The following is a 17,351-nucleotide window of genomic DNA, read 5'->3' on the forward strand; positions in this document are numbered from 1 at the left end:
TCTCGGAAGGCGGCCCATGCGCAAAGCCACTGCGAAGATTATACGGAGACCATGCCGAAACGCACCGATATCGCGACCATCATGATCATCGGCGCCGGTCCGATCATCATCGGACAGGCCTGCGAATTTGACTATTCGGGAACGCAGGCCTGCAAGGCCTTGCGCGCGGAAGGCTATCGCATCGTCCTCGTCAATTCCAATCCGGCGACGATCATGACCGACCCGGATATGGCGGACCGCACCTATGTCGAGCCGATCACGCCGGACGTTGTCGCCAAGATCATCGCCAAGGAACGCTATGCCGTGCCGGGCGGCTTCGCGCTGCTGCCGACCATGGGCGGACAGACTGCGTTGAATTGCGCGCTTTCGCTGAAAAAAATGGGCGTGCTCGACGATTTCGGCGTCGAGATGATCGGTGCGACGGCGGACGCAATCGACATGGCCGAAGACCGCGAGCGGTTTCGCGAGGCCATGACGCGCATCGGCCTTTCGACGCCGCGTTCGCACCAGATCAAGACGCTCACGCAAGCGCTCGACATCCTGGACGATATCGGCCTGCCGGCGATCATCCGCCCATCCTTCACCATGGGCGGAACCGGGGGCGGCATCGCCTATACCAAGACCGAATTCATCGAGATCATCGAGCGCGGCATAGACGCCTCGCCGACGAGCGAGGTTCTGGTCGAGGAAAGCGTGCTCGGCTGGAAAGAATATGAAATGGAGGTTGTCCGCGACAAGGCGGATAATTGCATCATCATCTGCTCGATCGAAAATATCGATCCGATGGGCGTGCATACGGGCGATTCGATCACGGTCGCGCCCGCGCTGACGCTCACCGACAAGGAATATCAGGTGATGCGCGATGCCTCGCTCGCGGTATTGCGCGAGATCGGCGTCGAGACCGGCGGCTCCAATGTGCAATTCGCGGTCAATCCCGAGAACGGCCGGATGATCGTGATCGAGATGAATCCGCGTGTGTCGCGATCCTCGGCTCTCGCTTCCAAGGCGACGGGATTTCCGATCGCCAAGGTCGCGGCGAAACTCGCCGTCGGCTACACGCTGGACGAGATCGCAAACGACATCACGGGCGGCGCGACGCCGGCTTCCTTCGAACCTTCGATCGATTACGTCGTCACGAAAATCCCGCGTTTCGCCTTCGAAAAATTTCCCGGCGCCGAGCCTATTCTGACGACGGCGATGAAATCCGTCGGCGAGGTCATGGCGATCGGCCGGACTTTCGCTGAAAGTCTGCAAAAGGCGCTGCGTTCGCTCGAAATCGGCCTCAACGGCCTCGACGAGATCGAGATCGAAAATGTCGGCGCAGGCGACGACAAGAATGCCGTGCGCGCCGCGCTCGGCCGCCCGACGCCCGACCGCCTCCTCACCGTCGCGCAGGCGCTGCGCTATAAGCTGAGCCAGGACGAAATCTACGAAGCCTGCAAGATCGATCGCTGGTACATCGAGCGCCTGCAGGAGATCGTCGATCTCGAAGACAAGGTGCGGAAATATGGCCTGCCGAAAGACGCAGCCAATCTGCGTCTGTTGAAGGCTGCGGGGTTCTCCGACGCGCGGCTTGCGGGCTTGGCGCATCTGAACGAGGCCGATGTCGCGGCCGAGCGCAAAAGGCTCGACGTGCATCCGGTTTTCAAGCGCATCGACACATGCGCGGCGGAATTCGCTTCGCCCACCGCCTATATGTATTCGACCTATGAGACGCCCTTCGCCGGCCATGCGGCCAACGAGGCATATCCCTCCGCGCGGGAAAAAATCGTCGTGCTGGGCGGCGGCCCCAATCGTATCGGCCAGGGCATAGAGTTCGATTATTGCTGCTGTCATGCCTCTTACGCTTTGCGCGAGCAAGGCTATGAGACGATCATGATCAATTGCAATCCGGAAACGGTTTCGACCGATTACGATACGTCGGACCGGCTCTATTTCGAGCCATTGACCTCGGAAGACGTGCTCGAAATCCTCGCCAAGGAACAAGAAAGCGGCACGCTCAAGGGCGCGATCGTGCAATTCGGCGGACAGACGCCCTTGAAGCTCGCGCATCGTCTCGAACAGGCAGGCATCGCCATTCTCGGCACCAGCGTCGACTCGATCGATCTTGCCGAGGACCGCGACCGTTTCAAACGGCTTCTCGACAAGCTCGGGTTGAAACAGCCGAAGAACGGCATCGCCTATTCCGTCGAGCAATCGCGGCTGATCGCAGCCGAACTCGATCTGCCGCTTGTCGTGCGGCCTTCCTATGTGCTCGGCGGCCGCGCGATGGCGATCATCCGCGATCAGGCGGCGCTCGATGATTATCTGCTCGGCACCTTGCCGGGCCTCGTGCCCTCCGACGTCAAGGCGCGCTATCCAAACGACAAGACCGGGCAGATCAATACGGTGCTCGGTAATAATCCTTTGCTCTTCGACCGCTATTTATCGGATGCGGTCGAGGTCGATGTCGATGCCCTGTGCGATGGCGAGGACGTCTTCGTCTGCGGCATCATGGAACATATCGAAGAAGCCGGCATTCATTCGGGCGACAGCGCGTGCTCTCTGCCGCCGCGCTCGCTGTCCGCCGACATGCTCATGCGGCTTGAGGAGCAGACCCGGAAGCTCGCTCTGGCCTTGAATGTGGGCGGCCTCATGAACGTGCAATATGCGCTGAAAGAGGGTGAGATCTATGTGCTCGAGGTCAACCCCAGAGCCTCGCGCACCGTGCCCTTCGTCGCCAAAGTGATCGGCATGCCCATCGCCAAAATCGCGGCGCGGCTGATGGCCGGCGAGAAGCTCGCGTCTTTTGGCCTGAAGCCGATGAAGGGCGATCATGTCGGCGTCAAGGAAGCCGTGTTTCCCTTCGCGCGGTTCCCGGGCGTCGATACGGTTCTCGGCCCGGAAATGCGCTCGACCGGCGAGGTCATCGGGCTCGACCGCTCCTTTGCGATCGCATTTGCCAAGAGCCAGCTTGGCGGCGGCACCAAGGTCCCGAAGACCGGGACCGTCTTCGTCTCGGTACGGGATGTGGATAAGCCGCGCATGCTCGAGACGATCAGGCTTCTCGTCGAGCTCGGATTCAAGATCAAGGCGACAGGCGGCACGTCGCGTTTCCTCGAAAGCGAGGGCGTTCCTGCCCAAAAAATCAACAAAGTTTCCGAAGGGCGGCCGCATGTCGTGGATGCGATCACAAACGGCGGGATCCAGCTCGTGTTCAACACGACGGAGGGGGCGCAGGCGCTGGCCGATTCGCGCTCGCTGCGCCGCGCTGCCCTCTTGCATAAGGTGCCTTACTACACCACTCTGGCAGGAGCGATTGCCGCCTCGCAGGGGATAAGGGCCTATGTGGCGGGTGATCTCGAAGTGCGCGCCCTTCAGGACTATTTCACCTGAATTTTCTTGCGAAAATCGCGCAGCGGCGGCAGGTTTGGAGTTCACTCCAACGGGTCGCAGCAAGACTCGGCTCGCGGCATTTGACCGATCAGGATGCCGGGGTATCCGAATAGGACGGAGCGCGGAAGCTGAAACGGGGCTAAAAGCCCATCAATAGAGCGGTGAAAGAGATTTCGATGGTGGACAAGATTCCGATGACGCCGGGTGGCCATAGCGCCCTCGAAGAGGAATTGAAGCAGCGCCAGCAGGTCGAGCGGCCCCGGATCATCCAGGCCATCGCCGAAGCGCGCTCTCACGGCGACCTATCCGAAAACGCCGAATATCATTCCGCCAAGGAGGCGCAATCCTTGAACGAGGGCCGCATCGCCGAGCTCGAGGACAAGCTGTCGCGCTCCGAAGTCATCGACGTGACGAAACTTTCCGGCACGACCGTTATGTTCGGCGCGACCGTGACCTTGATCGACGAGGATACCGAGGAAAAGAAGATCTATCAAATCGTCGGCGAGAGCGAGGCCGATGTGAAAAAGGGACGTGTATCCATCACCTCGCCGACGGCCCGCGCGCTGATCGGCAAGAAGGTCGGCGACACTGTTGAAGTGAATACGCCCGGCGGCGGCAAGAGCTATGAGATTTTGAACGTCGCGTTTCAGTAAATCGGCTGAAACCTATTCCCAATAGGACCAATCTTTCGGAGCGTCATGCGCGGACTTGATCCGCGCATCCAGGCGGCCGGGGTTAAACGCTGAGCTGCCGACTTTAGAAAGCATTCTTGGATGCGCGGATCAAGTCCGAGCATGACGGCACGACAGATGATTCGTCCTCACGGAAAAAACGCGACGATGCCGGGGTGTTTCTCGATCCCCGAATAATCGTTCTCGGCTTGCGCCTTGGCGAGATCGAAAGCCTGTTGAAGGTTGAGCCAATAATTCGGCTCCTTCGAAAAATAAAGTCCCAGCCTTATAGAAAGGTCGGCATCGACCGGCGCCTGGCCGCGCAAGATCGTGCTGATCAGATCGCCCGATACTTTAAGCGCGGCGGCGAGCTGGCTGCCGTTCATGCCGAGATCGGAGAGATATTGATCTTGCAGGATGCGGCCGGGATGTTTCGGAGCCTTCGCCATCTTCGCTCTCGCGCTTTTAGGTTCTTCGATCGATGTGAGCGACCCTTCTCCCAGTGGGAGAAGGTGGCCCGACGAAGTCGGGCCGGATGAGGGGTTACGGTCTTTGGCGGGAGGTCGTAACCCCTCACCCGGTCAGCTCCGCTGACCACCCTCTCCCGCTGGGAGAGGGTTCGCACGCCAATGTGACGTGCCATCATTTATAACGCAACAGGTTCCGTTAGATAAGCCTCAGGCCGATCCGCCGTCGAGCGCCAGCGCGTCGTCTTCCTTCAACAGCGTGCCGGTGCATTTCAGCTTTTGGGCGAGCCCGATCATGGCCAGGATGCGCTTTGCCGCGTCTTCAAGCGAGAGACCATCCGGCCTGATGTTCGAGATGCAATTACGGTTTGAATCTTTGCTGACGCCCGCCCTCGGTGCATAAGTGATATAGGCGCCGAGACTGTCGCTGGCGGACAAGCCCGGCCGCTCGCCGATCAGCACCACGACGAGCAATGTTCCAAGCGCTTCGGTGATCTCGTCGCCGAGTGCGACGCGGCCCTGCTGCGCGATGACGGGTGGTGCGAAGCGCCACGCCGGCGATGCGGCAATCAATTTTGCGAGCGCTGCGCCCTGCGTTTGCAAGGCCTGCGCCGAGAGCCCATCGGCCAGCACCAAAGCGGCGTCGTAAGGCCCCGGATGAAGACGAGCGCGACTGTCTGGCGCGAGACGCCGCCCGAAATCCGGGCGCTGCAAATATTGCGCGCGGTTTTCCGCTTGGCTTTTCACGACGATCGGTGAAGGGTCACCAAGTTCCATTATGAGGCGCTCGATATTGAGGCTCGCATGCACGGCATCGCGGGCGCGCGCATGAGCGAGTGCGAATTCGAGCACACGTTGCGTCGGCAGCGAATCGCCGGTTCGGCCGAGCGCGATGCGCGCCGTTGTCGCGCGCCGCAAATGCGCCCAAGCGTCACCGAAAGGGTCTTCATTGCTCATGACGATCCCAATAGTTTCGCTGCGCCGCCTTCGAGCCGCGGCCGCACGCGGCCTTTGTCGTCCATGATCCCCATGCGCATGAGCCAGGCTTCGAATTCCGGCGCAGGCCGCAGACCGAGCACACGGCGCGCATAAAGCGCGTCGTGATAGGAGGTCGATTGATAGCCGAGCATGATGTCGTCGGCACCGGGCACGCCCATGATGTAAGTACAGCCGGCGACGCCGAGCAGGGTCAGAAGCGTGTCCATGTCGTCTTGATCGGCTTCGGCGTGATTGGTGTAGCAAACATCGACGCCCATCGGCAGGCCCATGAGCTTGCCGCAGAAATGATCTTCCAATCCGGCGCGAATGATTTCCTTGCCGTCGTAGAGATATTCCGGGCCGATGAAGCCGACGACCGTATTGACGAGAAGCGGGCGATGGTGGCGCGCGACCGCATAGGCGCGCGCCTCCATCGTCTGCTGATCGACGCCATGATGCGCCTCGGCGGACAGCGCCGCGCCCTGGCCGGTCTCGAAATACATGAGATTGGCGCCGGGATTCGCGCGGCCGGTTGCACGGACGGCTTCATGCGCTTCATCGAGCATGGCGAGGCTCACACCAAATGCATCATTGGCGGCTTGCGAGCCAGCGATTGATTGAAAGACGAGGTCGACCGGGCCGTTCTTTTCCATCACCTGCAATGTGGTCGTGACATGTGCGAGCACGCAGGATTGGATCGGAATATCGAAGCGCTGACGCAATTCATCGACACGCTCCAACAATAGGAGCGCCCGCGCGGCACTGTCGGTCGCGGGGTTGATGCCGATACAGGCATCGCCGCAGCCATACATCAGCCCGTCGAGGATGGCAGCGCCGATGCCCGCAACGTCGTCGCTCGGATGGTTTGGCTGCAAGCGCACCGACAAGCGGCCGGGCAAGCCGATTGTCGTGCGGAACCTCGTGACGTTCGAGATTTTCCGCGCGGCGAGGATCAGATCCTGATTGCGCATGAGCTTGGAGACGGCCGCTGCCATCTCGGGCGTGATGCCGGACGCGAGCCCTTTGAGCGCCTCAGTTGTGGCTTCATCGGACAGCAGCCAATCGCGGAATGCGCCGACAGTGAGCGTGCCTATCGTCGCGAAGGCCGACGCGTCATGGCTGTCGACGATAAGCCGCGTGACATCATCCTCCTCGTAAGGGATCAGAGCTTCGGACAGAAAATCTTTCAGCGGTACATCGGCGAGCGCCATGCGCGCGGCCACGCGCTCTTCGTCGCTCGATGCCGCGAGACCCGCCAAGCGATCGCCAGCGCGGGCCGGCGAGGCGTACGCCAAAAGCGTCCGCAGATCGTCGAAGACGTAACGGGTGCCGGCGATGGTGGTGGCGTAGGACATGGCGTTGGGCTGAGTTCCTTGAGAGATCAAGTATATGATAGGGAACGATCTAGCTCGGCGATATTATCGCTTGACGAATACTTCATTACAGCGATATTATCGCTCGTGAAAACAATCATCCTCACGCTCAGCGCCGCAAAGGATCTCGAGGTTCTTCCCCGAGATTCTCGCGAGCAGGTGGAAACTGCACTTCACCGCTATGCCATGACGGGTCAAGGCGACGTGAAAGCTCTGCAAGGCCGCGACGGCTATCGTCTCCGCGTCGGCAGTTACCGGGTTATTTTCGATGAGGATGCGACTACGATTTTGGCGATCTACATCGGCCGCCGGGCTACGACGACTTACAAAAGGAGCTGAGCGATGAGCGTACCACAGATCATTCGTACTCCCAGCGGCGAAGAACTCGTTGTGTTACCCCGAGCGGAATACGAGGCGCTCCTTGAGCGTGCGGCTCAAGGGGCAGAAGATGCCGATGATGTTGCCGTCTATGATGCCCGAAAGGCCGAATTGGCTGCTGGCGGTGTTGTGCTGCCTCCGGATGTTACCGCCGCGATTCTTCGGGGAGAGACCCGGCTGAAAGCCATTCGCAATTGGCGTGAAGAGACGCAACTGCATCTGAATTTTAAAACAGGCATTAGCCAGGGCTACCTGTCTGATCTGGAAAGCGGACGCCGCACTGGAACACCCGAAACGATCGCGAAACTCGCGCAAGCTTTAAATGTGCCGGTTGAATGGCTTTCGTAGACCATCCCTTGAAGAACTTGAGAGAGGAGCCGTCCTCAAGATTGTGGTCGCGGAAGCCTGAAGCGGAAATCGCAATGGCTCGCGCCGCCCATGATCGTCTGCGTCCGCGTCAGTGCGATCTGCGGATTGAAGCCCTTGGAAAAACCGCCGTCGCGATTGCAGGAGAGGACGAAGCCGAGTTCGCCCAAACCAAGCTCGCGATACATGTCGGCGAAGGCGCAATGGGTGACGTCGAAATCAAGCTCTTCGGCGTTTTGCGCGTGCAGCGTAACGGCCAGAGCATCGCCCGCCTGCCAGCGCGGCAGAATCTGCGCGAAGGCTGTAAGATCGGCGGGGCTTTGGGGGTCGGCTTGCGATGTCTCGGCTGCGAAAGCAGCGCCGGCCTTTTCTGCCATGGCTTCGATCGCTTTCGTCAGGATGACGATAGCACGGTCGCGGCCGATTTCGGCGGCGAGAGCGTCCAAGATGCCTTTGGTAAATTCCGCTTCGATGCGGCGGCGTTCGAGAAGACTGATAGGGGCCATGGATCGATCCTTCGTAAAGTCAAAACGGGGACCAGCCATAAAAGCCAGCCCCCATGCAACTTTAGAACATGATCGCAGCGATCGAAGCGAAGCGGCGTTTAGCCGGCAGCCTGACGCTTCAATGCCTCTTCCCAGGTAATAGCTTCGTAATCATCGACCTTGTCGAATTTGACGCCGACGTCGGCGAGCGCATCGAGCTTCTGGGTCGTGCTGTATTTTTTGAGCTTCACTTTGTCGACGTAGAAAATGTCGATGAGCTCGTTATAGACCGAGGTGTCGTCAATGAAGACGATGAAGAAAGGAATGCCGTTGACCGGAATATACCAGCGCGCGCCGCGCGGAGCATCGGCCACGTAGAGCATATATTTGCCGTTGGCATCAAGCGCTGCGCCGAAATGTTCGACGATTTTCGGAATTGTCTGTAGCTCCTTGATCGAACCGGCCAGGAAAGCAATGGCTGGCTTGTCCGTTTCGGACACCGCGAAGACTTCCTTGATGAAGGTCTCCGGACCGTCATAGGCAATGTCGCCGCGATAGCCGAAACGGCCAGCGACTTCGGTATCGGCTTTCAATTGGGGTTTAAGCAGCGAGCCACTCGCGTCCAATGCAGCGAAGGGCGTGGCGGAAACATCAGTCATGGGAATCTCGCTCAGGTTTTAAGGGCGAGTCTGGCCTCGGCCGCAACGACACCCTGTTTGCAAATCGACTGGAGCGCGCAGATTAGGGCGAGATCGATAGTGACGATCGTAGCGCCCCAGCCATCGGCTATGAGCGAGACAATGCCTCGGTCCCGGCATTTTGGGGAATGCCGTTTCTTGACGGCGATAAACCGTCATCCTTTTCCAAAAGCGCTCTGTGCTCAAGCTTTGAAGCCATAGCGCTAACGACCATAGGCGGCTTCCTTCTCTGAGGCAACTGCGGATTGGCTTTCGTGGTGGCGTTGCCGCCGGTGAATTGCTCAATCTGAAAGCAGGAAGAGATTGAAATACCGTCGCTTGAGAGGCATCAGCATTTTTTTATCTCATTGCGGATGACGACCTCTTCACTCAAGCCCGGCGTCGTAAATCCGAAGACGCGGCCATAGAAACCGAGTTCAAGATCCAAAACGCGGCGCAAGGTTTCGGCCTGACGAAAGCCATGGCCTTCGCCTTCGAAGGAATAATAGGCAACAGGCAGACCACGTGCCGCGATGGCTTCGACCATCGTCTCAGCCTGGTTCGGCGGCACGGTCTTGTCGTCCTGCCCTTGAAAGAAAATCAAGGGGCAGGTGAGACGGTCGATGTGATGAATCGGTGAGCGCTCGATATAAAGCGCATCCGCTTGCGGCAAGGGTCCGATCAGCCCATCGAGATAGCGCGACTCGAATTTATGCGTGTCGCTTGCGAGCAGCTTCAGATCGGCGACGCCATAAAGACTGGCGCCGGCCCGGAAGACATTGGTCGAGGTCAAAGCGGCGAGCGTCGTGAAGCCGCCGGCGCTGCCGCCTCTGATGACGATGCGGTCGCGATCGACGAGACCGCGATCGGCCAGCGCCTTCGCCGCCGCGGCGCAATCTTCGACATCGACGATGCCCCAGGTGCCGTTGAGAGCTTCGCGATAGGGGCGCCCGAAACCCGTCGAGCCGCCGTAATTCACATCGACGACGCCGAAGCCGCGCGTCGTCCACCATTGAATGGCGAGGCTGAATCCATTCGTCGTCATGCTTGTGGGGCCGCCATGCGAGAGCACGACGAGCGGCGGCAAGCTGCCGGCTTGACCTTCATAGGCTTCGTTTTTCGGCGGATACCAAAAGGCATGACCAATGGCGCCTCGTGTCGGAAAATCCATCGGCTCGCCGATCGAAATCGAGCCTTCAGGCAGAACCGCAGGCGCGCCACTGCGTATGATGATCGGGGCGCCGTCTGAAAGCGACGGCAGCACCGCGACGAAAGGCGATTGCGTGCGTGGCGTCGCGATATAGGCGAGGCCTTCGCCCAACGCGAGAGGCGCTTCATGCACCTGCCCGATGTCGAGGGGGACGATTTTGCCGCCGTCTATGATCGCCGCCGTGCGGATGCCGTTTTGCGAGACCATGGCGATGATCCGCCCGTCCGGCAGGAAGCTATAGGAGCGCTGGCCGAAGACCCAATGCGGACCGCCGATCTCGGCTTCGATCGGCGCGATGGGTTCGATCGCGCCGCTACGCAGGGCATAAAGATTCCACCAGCCGGTGCGGTCTGATGAAAAGTGAAGAATGCCATCATCCGACCAGCGCGGTTGCACGATCGATTGACGAATGGGGCCGGTGAGATTTTCGACCTTCCCGATCGAGCCGTCGGCGGAGACATCGGCAAGAAGAAGCTCGCTCGCATCCCACGGCATATCGGGATGATTCCAGGAAATCCACGCGAGCTTCTGACCATCCGGCGAAAGCCGCGGCGAACTCAAAAAATCCGGTCCTTCCACCAGGATCGTCTCCGCCTCGCCGTCGAGCGAGAGCGCGACGATCGCAGCTTTCGGATCGGTCGGCGGCCGGTCGCGGTGATCTTCGCGGATCGCCAGCACGCGGCGGCGCGGAAAGTCGAATTCGAAATCGGCGTAGCGGCAGCCCTCGGGCGTTGCGAAGCTGGATGGCCCAGTGTCAGGCTCGATCAACCAGACCGAACCTTCCTTGCGTTCGGAGAAGACGATGATGCCGTCCTTCACGGCATAGGCGCCGCCGCCATATTCATGCACGCGCGAGCCGACGCTGACCGGTATGGGCATGATGTCGCTGATGCCGCCGTCGGCTGAGCGCTTGCAGAGCGCGGTGCGGCCGGCCTCATGCGCCCGGCTTTCCAGCCAGTAAAGATCGTCGTGATCCACGGTCAGAACCGAAAGCCCAATCGCGGCCTCGGTCATGAGTTTGGTGGTGACAGGGGAAATCCAGGTGCCATAGGGCGCGGTGGTTTTGGTCATGGCGCTTCCATAGAACATTTGCGCGTTAGAGCGGGATAGGAAAACTGTGCATCGGTCTTCCGAGCGCAATCACGTTTACGCAGATTGCGCGGGCTTATCTGCGCTATCCCGCTCTAAATTATCTGATGTCCAGACGGCACGAAATATGCTTGAATCGGACCATTGTCGGCCGGATGACTTGGGCGCCGGTAACTGAGAGATCCTAAGCGCTCCCGCCTCACTGCAAGGGAGCGCCCCTATGGGCTTTCGTGCGCCTGGCTCTGCCTATGTTTCGGGCATGGGCACCAGCGAAAAAAGAATTATCCGGAGTCGCGCGGCCAAGGTCGGCGAACTTTCCTATAATCTCTGCCATGAGACCTCGTTCAAGCTGATGGACGATCTGCAAAGCGGCGGCTTCGCGGCGCAAATGCTGCGCTGTAGCGGCCTCAAGACAGATGCGCCGGATGCCGACGACCGCTGGATTCAACTGGCGCCGCAATCGCTCTGGACGCATTTCGTCGTGCGAATCGGCGAAGATGTCATCGACCTGACACGCCGCCAATTCTTTCCGCGCAGCGGCTTTCCCTTCGTCCAATCCTATCGCGCCTTCGAGGCCGAATGGACGAGCGTCATCGTCCCGGAACTGCGCTCCTATATGATGGTCTGACCGGCCGTCTCGCGAAACACGCTTCAAAACGCCGCTCTTGGTCTTTGTTCGCTCGCATTTTCGGGCGCAACACCGGCCTCCACTTTTGCTGAAAATGCTCTAAGAAGCCCTTGTCGAAAGCAAAGGCAAGGATGAGTCATGAGTGAGATTTGGTTGCGGACCGGCGAGGCGACGGTTCTGGCGGCGGAAGGGCAATATACCGACGCCATGCCGGAAGTGATGATCGGCAGCATCAAAGGGCCGGTGGGCAATGCTTTCGCCGGCATGGCCGGACAGGTCGCCGGTCATCCGCGCATGTTCGTCGTGCGCGACTGCAATCAGATGGTGCGCCCGGCAACCATGATGACCACCAAGATGACGGTGAAGTCGGGCGATTTCGTCGATCTTCTCGGCGGTATCGTGCAGGCGGCGACGGGCGATGCCATTTTGGATTGCGTCATCGAAGGCATTCTGCCGAAAGATCAGATCGACGAGCTTTGCATGATCGTCATGATCTGGCTCGATCCGCGCTGCGCCACGGATGAAAATCTCGACAGACGCGATCTCTATCGCACCAATTACGAGGCGACGAAGCTCGCGATCTCACGCGCGATGAAGGGAGAACCTTCGATCGACGAACTGATCGCCAACCGCAAGAGCGTGCAGCATTATGCGCTTGAAGGGGTGTTGGAAGCCTAACGGGTTCGAACATACCTTTTTGGCTTAGGCCGAGGCCGTCTCGGCCGGTGCCGGTGGCCCGTATTGCTCAGGCGTGCGCGTATCTTTCGCCTGCTGCCGTTCCGACCTCGGCCCAAACAGCTTCTGCACGGTGACGAAAAAAACAGGTATCAGCAGCAATCCCAAAATCACGACCGCCATCATGCCGCCCATGACTCCGGTACCTAGCGCTTGCTGGCTCTTGCCGCCGGCGCCCGAGGCGATGACCATAGGCAGAACGCCGCAAACGAAGGCGAGGCCCGTCATCACGATGGGGCGGAAGCGCAACCGGCACGCCGTCATCGTTGCTTCGGTCAAGGAATAACCCCGCGCGCGCAGCTCCTTGGCGAATTCGATGATGAGAATGGCGTCCTTGGCGGCAAGACCGATGATCGTGATGAGCCCAACAGTGAAATAAACTCCGTTCGGCATGCCGCGCAGGCTGGTCGCCAAGACCGCGCCTGCGATGCCGAGCGGCACGGTAAGCAAGACGGCGATCGGAATCGTCCAGCTTTCGTAGAGCGCTGCGAGGCACAAGAACACGACGACGACTGACAGGCCGAGCAGGAAGGGCGCCATGGAACCTGCGAGTTTTTCCTGCAGCGATTGGCCGGTCCATTCATAGCCGAAGCCGCGCGGCAAGCGGCCGGTGAGGCGTTCCATCTCGGCGATGGCATCGCCGCTGGTGTAGCCCGGCGCCGCCTCGCCGCTGATGCGGACGGAGGGATAATAATTGAAGCCGACCATCTGCGTCGGGCCTTGCGACCAGGCGATGCTCGCAAAGGACGAAAACGGCACGAGCTGGCCGCGCGCATTCTTGACATTATAGCCAAGGATATCGTCCGCGTTCATGCGGCTGCCAGCGTCGCTTTGCACGATCACGCGCTGCATGCGGCCGTGATTGGGAAAGTCGTTCACATAGGCTGAGCCGAGATTGGTCGAGATCGTATTGTTGATGGCTTCGAAGGTCACGCCGAAGGCCGAGGCCTTCTCGCGGTCTATGACGAGTTCGACTTGCGGCGCCTGGGGCAGGCCCTCGATATAGACGTTTTGAAGCACCGGACTGGCTTCCGCCGTAGCGACGAGCGTATTGGCGGCCTGTATCAAGGCGTCATAGCCTTTCTGGCCGCGATCCTGCAGCCGGAAGCTGAAGCCGCTCGAATTGCCGAGATTGTCGATCGGCGGCGGCTGCAGCGCCGAGATCTTGGCGTCGCGAATGCCCGACAAAGTCGAATTGATATCGTCAACGATCGCCGCGGCCGAGTCCTTCGAACCGCGCTCGCTCCAATCCTTCAGCGTGATGAAGGCTTGCGCCGTATTGAGGCCTTGCCCGTTGAAGCTGAAGCCGGTGAGGAAGGTGACGTCCTTGATTCCCGGCCGTTCGGCCAGATACTTCTCGACCTTCTGGATCGCCGCCTCGGTGCGGCTGAAGGCGGAGTCAGACGGCGTCTGTACGTCGGTCGTGATGAAGCCCTGATCGTCGATCGGCAGAAAGCCCGCCGGCAGACGCATGAAGGCGAAGCCGAGACCCACGACCAGAATGGCATAAATCAGCATGAGACGCGGAACGCGGGTCAAGGACCAACTGACGAGCCCGACATAGCGATCGCGTATCTTGTCGAGCCCGTAATTGAACCAGCCGAAAGCACCGCGGCGCGTGAGGGCATGTCCGGCCTCCACCGGCTTCAATAGGGTTGCGCAGAGTGCCGGCGTCAGGGTCAGAGCCATAAGCGCCGAGAAGCCGATGGCCGAGATCATCGTCACCGAGAACTGGCGATAGATGATGCCGACCGATCCGGGAAAGAAAGCCATGGGCACGAAGACGGCGAGCAGCACGACCGTAATGCCGATGATGGCACTGGTGATCTGCGACATGGCCTTGCGCGTCGCCTCTTTCGGCGACAGGCCTTCCGAGGCCATGATGCGCTCGACATTTTCGACGACGACGATCGCATCGTCGACGAGTATGCCGATCGCGAGCACCATGGCGAACATGGTCAGCATATTGATGGAATAGCCGACGAGGAGAAGCGTCGCGCAGGTGCCGAGCAGAGCCACAGGCACCACGATCGTCGGAATGATCGTGTAGCGGATGTTCTGTAGGAACAGGAACATCACGACGAAGACAAGGGCGACGGCCTCGAGCAGGGTGTGAAGCACCTTCTCGATCGAGGCTTCCACGACCGGCGTGATGTCATAGGGAATTTCATAGGTAATAGTGTCGGGAAAGAAGCGTGAAAGCTCCTGCATCTTGGCTTTCACGGCATTTGCGGTCGCCAGCGCATTGCCGCCGGGCGCGAGCAGCACGGAGAGGCCCGCTGTCGGCTGCCCGTTGAGCCGCGTTGTGAACTGATAGCCCATGCCGCCGATTTCGATGCGGGCGACATCGCTCACCCGCACGGTCGAACCGTCCGGATTGGCGCGCAACACGATCTGGCCGAATTCCTCGGGCGAGGCCAGTTGCCCTTTGACCACGACGAGCGCCGAGACGCGCTGCTCTGCCGTGCTCGGCTCGGCGCCGATGCTGCCGGAGGCGACCTGCGCGTTCTGCGCTTCAATGGCTTTCGTCACATCATCCGCGGTGAGGCCATAGCCGACGAGTTTACCGGGATCGACCCAGATGCGCAGGGACCGCTCGGTCGAAAAAAGCGTCGCCCGCCCGACGCCGGGAATGCGTCTGATCTCGCCGAGGACGTTGCGGACCATGAAATCGCCGAGGCCGACCTCGTTGAGGCTGCCGTCCGTTGAACGCAAGGTCACGATCTGCAGCACGGCAGCCGAGGCTTCTTCGACGAGTATGCCTTGCTGAATCACGGCGCGCGGCAAACGCGCTTCGATCCGCTTGATCCGATTCTGCACATCGACCGAGGCCAGGCCGATATCGGTGCCGGGCTTGAAATTCGCAGTGATGTCGACTTGCCCGAGCGAGTCGCTGGTCGATTCGAAATTCAAAATACCGGAGGCGCCGTTCAGCTCTTCTTCGATCAGGCGTGTGACGCTGTTGTAGAGATTTTGCGGGGTCGCGCCCGGATAGCTCGTGCTGATCGAGATCGACGGCGGTGCGATGATCGGGTATTGCGCGACCGGCAGAAGCGGAATGGCGATCGCGCCGATCAATGAGATCAGAAGCGCGATCACGGTCGCGAAAATTGGCCTGTCGATAAAGAAGCTCGGCATTTAATCCTCTGGTATCCAGGCCTGGGACCTAGTGTCATCTAAGGGCGTCATGCGCGGACTTGATCCGCGCATCCAGGCACAACACTGTCCCGTGATGCCTGGATGGCCGGGTCAAGCCCGGCCATGACGCCGTTGAAAGTTCGTCGCCTTAATTCAAAAAGGTCTTTCCAACCCTCGATCTTTCGAGACGTTTGCATTTCAAGTCGTGCTTGAGCGACTTGAAACATTACGAATGCCTATTTCGGGCAGGCCCGAAATGGGTACAAGCGCCTCAGGATGAGGGTTGGATCGAGCGGAGAACGGACGCCTAGCCTTTGTTGCCTTGCGGGCGTGAATCCGCTTCGGTCCAAGGCTTCGGATCGACACGGTCGCCCGGTGTGAATTTCTGGAATCCATCGACGACGACGCGTTCGCCGGGTTTGAGCCCGTCGAGAACCAGCCATTGTCCATCCTGAATGGAACCGGTGCGAATCCGCCGCAGCGACGTCGTGCCGTCCGCCGCGACGACGAAGACTTTCGCGGTGCCGCCCGCGTCGCGTTGAACGGCCTGCTGCGGGATCGCGATCGCATCGCTGTCTATGCCCTGCTCGATGCGGACGCGCACATACATGCCGGGCAGAAGCTCGCGTTTCGGATTGGCGAATTCGCCGCGCAAAGTCACCTGGCCGGTCTCGGCATCCACCTTGGCCTCGGAAAAGAGAAGTTTGCCGGGCAGCGAATAAGCGGTTCCATCGTCGAAGATGAGACGCACCTTGGCCACATCCGCGGCGATCCGCTCGAGATCGCCTCGCTCAAGCGCGTGACGCATCTTGTTGAGATCGCCGACGGATTGCGTGAAATCCGCATAGATCGGATCGAGCTGCTGGATCTTGGCGAGACTGGAGGTGTCGTTTTGAACGACAAGTGCGCCTTCGCTGACAATGGCGGCGCCGATGCGTCCGCCGATCGGTGCGCGGATCGTCGTATAATCGAGGTTTAATTTCGCACGGTCGACATCGGCCTTACGGGCGGCGGTATCGGCTTCGGCTTCGCGCATGGTCGCGACCGCTTTTTCCTGTTCGGCCTTGGAGGCAATGCGCTGGGCTGCCAGCGTCGCGACGCGCTGCTCGTGTTGTTTGGCGAGTTCGAGACTCGCCTCGGCTTTCGCGAGCGCGGCTTCGCTCGCCCGCAGCTCGATTTCGAAAGGCCTGCGATCGATCTGATAGAGCGCCTCGTTGGCTTTGACGTCGCTGCCCTGATGAAACAGGCGCTCGGTCAGGATGCCCGAAACGCGCGGCCGGACATCGGCGACGCGCATGGAGGCGATCCGGCCGGGCAATTCGTGGGTGATGGTGCGCGCGTGCTCCTGGACCGTGACGATTCCGACTTCGGGGGCTTTCTTCTCTTCCGAGGCGGCGGCGGGGCCGGGCTCATTGCAGCCGGACAAAAGGAAAGACAGGCCCAGCAGCGCGGCCGCGGGCACCAGTTTTAAGTAAAATTTAAGCATTTGCCCTCTGAGCAGAAAATCGCACCAGTGATGAAGTTGTTCATCCACCATTCATGTTCAAGACGGGTGCGCTCTAAACTGGGCATTAGTTTGATGGGGAAAGCTGCGCCGTGCAGGTTGGCGCGTTAATTCTTGGTAAGGTTGGGAAATCGGTCTGGAGCGAAGCCGGCGCTATCGCCAGACATCAGCGCCTGGATGGTAGCGTCCCCGGGCCGGGATGCGAAGCTTCGCCTCCTCCACCGCTTTCTTGGGCGCGCAGATTTCCTCGAACTTTTCAGCTTCGATCGCAAAAAAT

General features: G+C 60.0%; 14 protein-coding genes. 6 read left to right on the top strand and 8 right to left on the bottom strand.

Features of this window, described 5'->3' with window-relative positions; all coding sequences use genetic code 11:
• The first annotated feature begins 51 nt into the window (after positions 1-51).
• Together carB and greA are read left to right on the top strand one after the other, a co-directional pair.
• Complete coding sequence (gene carB / locus A3OQ_RS0104160; protein ID WP_020174098.1) at positions 52-3,375, top strand: carbamoyl-phosphate synthase large subunit; 3,324 nt, start codon at positions 52-54, stop codon at positions 3,373-3,375.
• Positions 3,376-3,551: 176 nt separating this feature from the next.
• Positions 3,552-4,028 (top strand): transcription elongation factor GreA, encoded by a 477-nt coding sequence (greA, locus tag A3OQ_RS0104165; RefSeq protein ID WP_020174099.1) that lies wholly within the window; start codon positions 3,552-3,554, stop codon positions 4,026-4,028.
• Positions 4,029-4,195: 167 nt separating this feature from the next.
• Here greA and A3OQ_RS0104170 read toward each other — a convergent pair whose 3' ends face one another.
• The 3 genes from A3OQ_RS0104170 to A3OQ_RS0104180 form a co-directional block, all read right to left on the bottom strand.
• Positions 4,196-4,495, bottom strand: a complete 300-nt coding sequence (locus A3OQ_RS0104170) for a HigA family addiction module antitoxin (protein WP_020174100.1) — start codon at positions 4,493-4,495, stop codon at positions 4,196-4,198.
• A gap of 228 nt (positions 4,496-4,723) precedes the next feature.
• Entirely contained in the window at positions 4,724-5,470 is a 747-nt protein-coding gene (gene eutC / locus A3OQ_RS0104175; protein WP_020174101.1) for an ethanolamine ammonia-lyase subunit EutC, read from the bottom strand.
• Positions 5,467-6,846 (bottom strand): ethanolamine ammonia-lyase subunit EutB, encoded by a 1,380-nt coding sequence (locus A3OQ_RS0104180; protein WP_020174102.1) that lies wholly within the window; start codon positions 6,844-6,846, stop codon positions 5,467-5,469. Before A3OQ_RS0104180 ends, eutC begins: the two co-directional genes overlap by 4 nt.
• 177 nt (positions 6,847-7,023) lie before the next feature.
• On the opposite strand from A3OQ_RS0104180, the gene A3OQ_RS0104185 reads away from it, so the two are divergent.
• Both A3OQ_RS0104185 and A3OQ_RS23940 read left to right on the top strand, forming a co-directional pair.
• Positions 7,024-7,203: a type II toxin-antitoxin system RelE family toxin gene (locus tag A3OQ_RS0104185; protein WP_244427091.1), complete on the top strand. Its 180-nt coding sequence runs from the start codon at positions 7,024-7,026 to the stop codon at positions 7,201-7,203.
• Between the two features lie 3 nt (positions 7,204-7,206).
• The gene (locus A3OQ_RS23940) at positions 7,207-7,590 is read left to right on the top strand and encodes a helix-turn-helix domain-containing protein (protein WP_026595476.1); all 384 of its coding nucleotides are present in this window, start codon (positions 7,207-7,209) and stop codon (positions 7,588-7,590) included.
• Positions 7,591-7,625: 35 nt separating this feature from the next.
• Here A3OQ_RS23940 and A3OQ_RS0104195 read toward each other — a convergent pair whose 3' ends face one another.
• From A3OQ_RS0104195 to A3OQ_RS0104205, 3 genes are all read right to left on the bottom strand, one after another.
• Positions 7,626-8,114, bottom strand: coding sequence for an L-2-amino-thiazoline-4-carboxylic acid hydrolase (locus A3OQ_RS0104195; protein WP_020174105.1), 489 nt, complete (start codon positions 8,112-8,114; stop codon positions 7,626-7,628).
• 98 nt (positions 8,115-8,212) lie between these two features.
• Positions 8,213-8,752 carry a hypothetical protein gene (locus tag A3OQ_RS0104200; RefSeq protein WP_020174106.1) on the bottom strand — a complete coding sequence of 180 codons (540 nt, stop codon included), beginning with the start codon at positions 8,750-8,752 and terminating at the stop codon, positions 8,213-8,215.
• 367 nt (positions 8,753-9,119) lie between these two features.
• On the bottom strand, positions 9,120-11,051 hold the full coding sequence (locus tag A3OQ_RS0104205) for a S9 family peptidase (protein WP_152428313.1): 1,932 nt from the start codon (positions 11,049-11,051) through the stop codon (positions 9,120-9,122).
• 238 nt (positions 11,052-11,289) lie between these two features.
• On the opposite strand from A3OQ_RS0104205, the gene A3OQ_RS0104210 reads away from it, so the two are divergent.
• A complete protein-coding gene (locus A3OQ_RS0104210) occupies positions 11,290-11,697 on the top strand; it encodes a hypothetical protein (RefSeq protein WP_020174108.1) in 408 nt (135 codons plus the stop codon).
• Positions 11,698-11,835: 138 nt separating this feature from the next.
• Positions 11,836-12,375 (top strand): formaldehyde-activating enzyme, encoded by a 540-nt coding sequence (gene fae, locus A3OQ_RS0104215; protein WP_020174109.1) that lies wholly within the window; start codon positions 11,836-11,838, stop codon positions 12,373-12,375.
• 24 nt (positions 12,376-12,399) lie between these two features.
• Here fae and A3OQ_RS0104220 read toward each other — a convergent pair whose 3' ends face one another.
• Positions 12,400-15,570, bottom strand: a complete 3,171-nt coding sequence (locus tag A3OQ_RS0104220; RefSeq protein ID WP_020174110.1) for a multidrug efflux RND transporter permease subunit — start codon at positions 15,568-15,570, stop codon at positions 12,400-12,402.
• Positions 15,571-15,877: 307 nt separating this feature from the next.
• On the bottom strand, positions 15,878-17,056 hold the full coding sequence (locus tag A3OQ_RS0104225) for an efflux RND transporter periplasmic adaptor subunit (RefSeq protein WP_020174111.1): 1,179 nt from the start codon (positions 17,054-17,056) through the stop codon (positions 15,878-15,880).
• Positions 17,057-17,351 lie beyond the last annotated feature (295 nt).

It is taken from the genome of Methyloferula stellata AR4, assembly GCF_000385335.1.
In the GTDB taxonomy this organism is placed as follows: Bacteria; Pseudomonadota; Alphaproteobacteria; order Rhizobiales; family Beijerinckiaceae; genus Methyloferula; species Methyloferula stellata.

What these genes read in the sequence shown, in the direction of transcription:
- fae (WP_020174109.1), top strand. Translation starts at nt 11,836, where the DNA reads ATGAGTGAGATTTGGTTGCGGACCGGCGAGGCGACGGTTCTGGCGGCG.
- A3OQ_RS0104210 (WP_020174108.1), top strand. Translation starts at nt 11,290, where the DNA reads ATGGGCTTTCGTGCGCCTGGCTCTGCCTATGTTTCGGGCATGGGCACC.
- A3OQ_RS0104195 (WP_020174105.1), bottom strand. Translation starts at nt 8,114, where the DNA reads ATGGCCCCTATCAGTCTTCTCGAACGCCGCCGCATCGAAGCGGAATTT.
- A3OQ_RS0104205 (WP_152428313.1), bottom strand. Translation starts at nt 11,051, where the DNA reads ATGACCAAAACCACCGCGCCCTATGGCACCTGGATTTCCCCTGTCACC.
- A3OQ_RS0104170 (WP_020174100.1), bottom strand. Translation starts at nt 4,495, where the DNA reads ATGGCGAAGGCTCCGAAACATCCCGGCCGCATCCTGCAAGATCAATAT.
- A3OQ_RS23940 (WP_026595476.1), top strand. Translation starts at nt 7,207, where the DNA reads ATGAGCGTACCACAGATCATTCGTACTCCCAGCGGCGAAGAACTCGTT.
- A3OQ_RS0104220 (WP_020174110.1), bottom strand. Translation starts at nt 15,570, where the DNA reads ATGCCGAGCTTCTTTATCGACAGGCCAATTTTCGCGACCGTGATCGCG.
- carB (WP_020174098.1), top strand. Translation starts at nt 52, where the DNA reads ATGCCGAAACGCACCGATATCGCGACCATCATGATCATCGGCGCCGGT.
- A3OQ_RS0104200 (WP_020174106.1), bottom strand. Translation starts at nt 8,752, where the DNA reads ATGACTGATGTTTCCGCCACGCCCTTCGCTGCATTGGACGCGAGTGGC.
- A3OQ_RS0104225 (WP_020174111.1), bottom strand. Translation starts at nt 17,056, where the DNA reads ATGCTTAAATTTTACTTAAAACTGGTGCCCGCGGCCGCGCTGCTGGGC.
- eutC (WP_020174101.1), bottom strand. Translation starts at nt 5,470, where the DNA reads ATGAGCAATGAAGACCCTTTCGGTGACGCTTGGGCGCATTTGCGGCGC.
- A3OQ_RS0104180 (WP_020174102.1), bottom strand. Translation starts at nt 6,846, where the DNA reads ATGTCCTACGCCACCACCATCGCCGGCACCCGTTACGTCTTCGACGAT.
- greA (WP_020174099.1), top strand. Translation starts at nt 3,552, where the DNA reads ATGGTGGACAAGATTCCGATGACGCCGGGTGGCCATAGCGCCCTCGAA.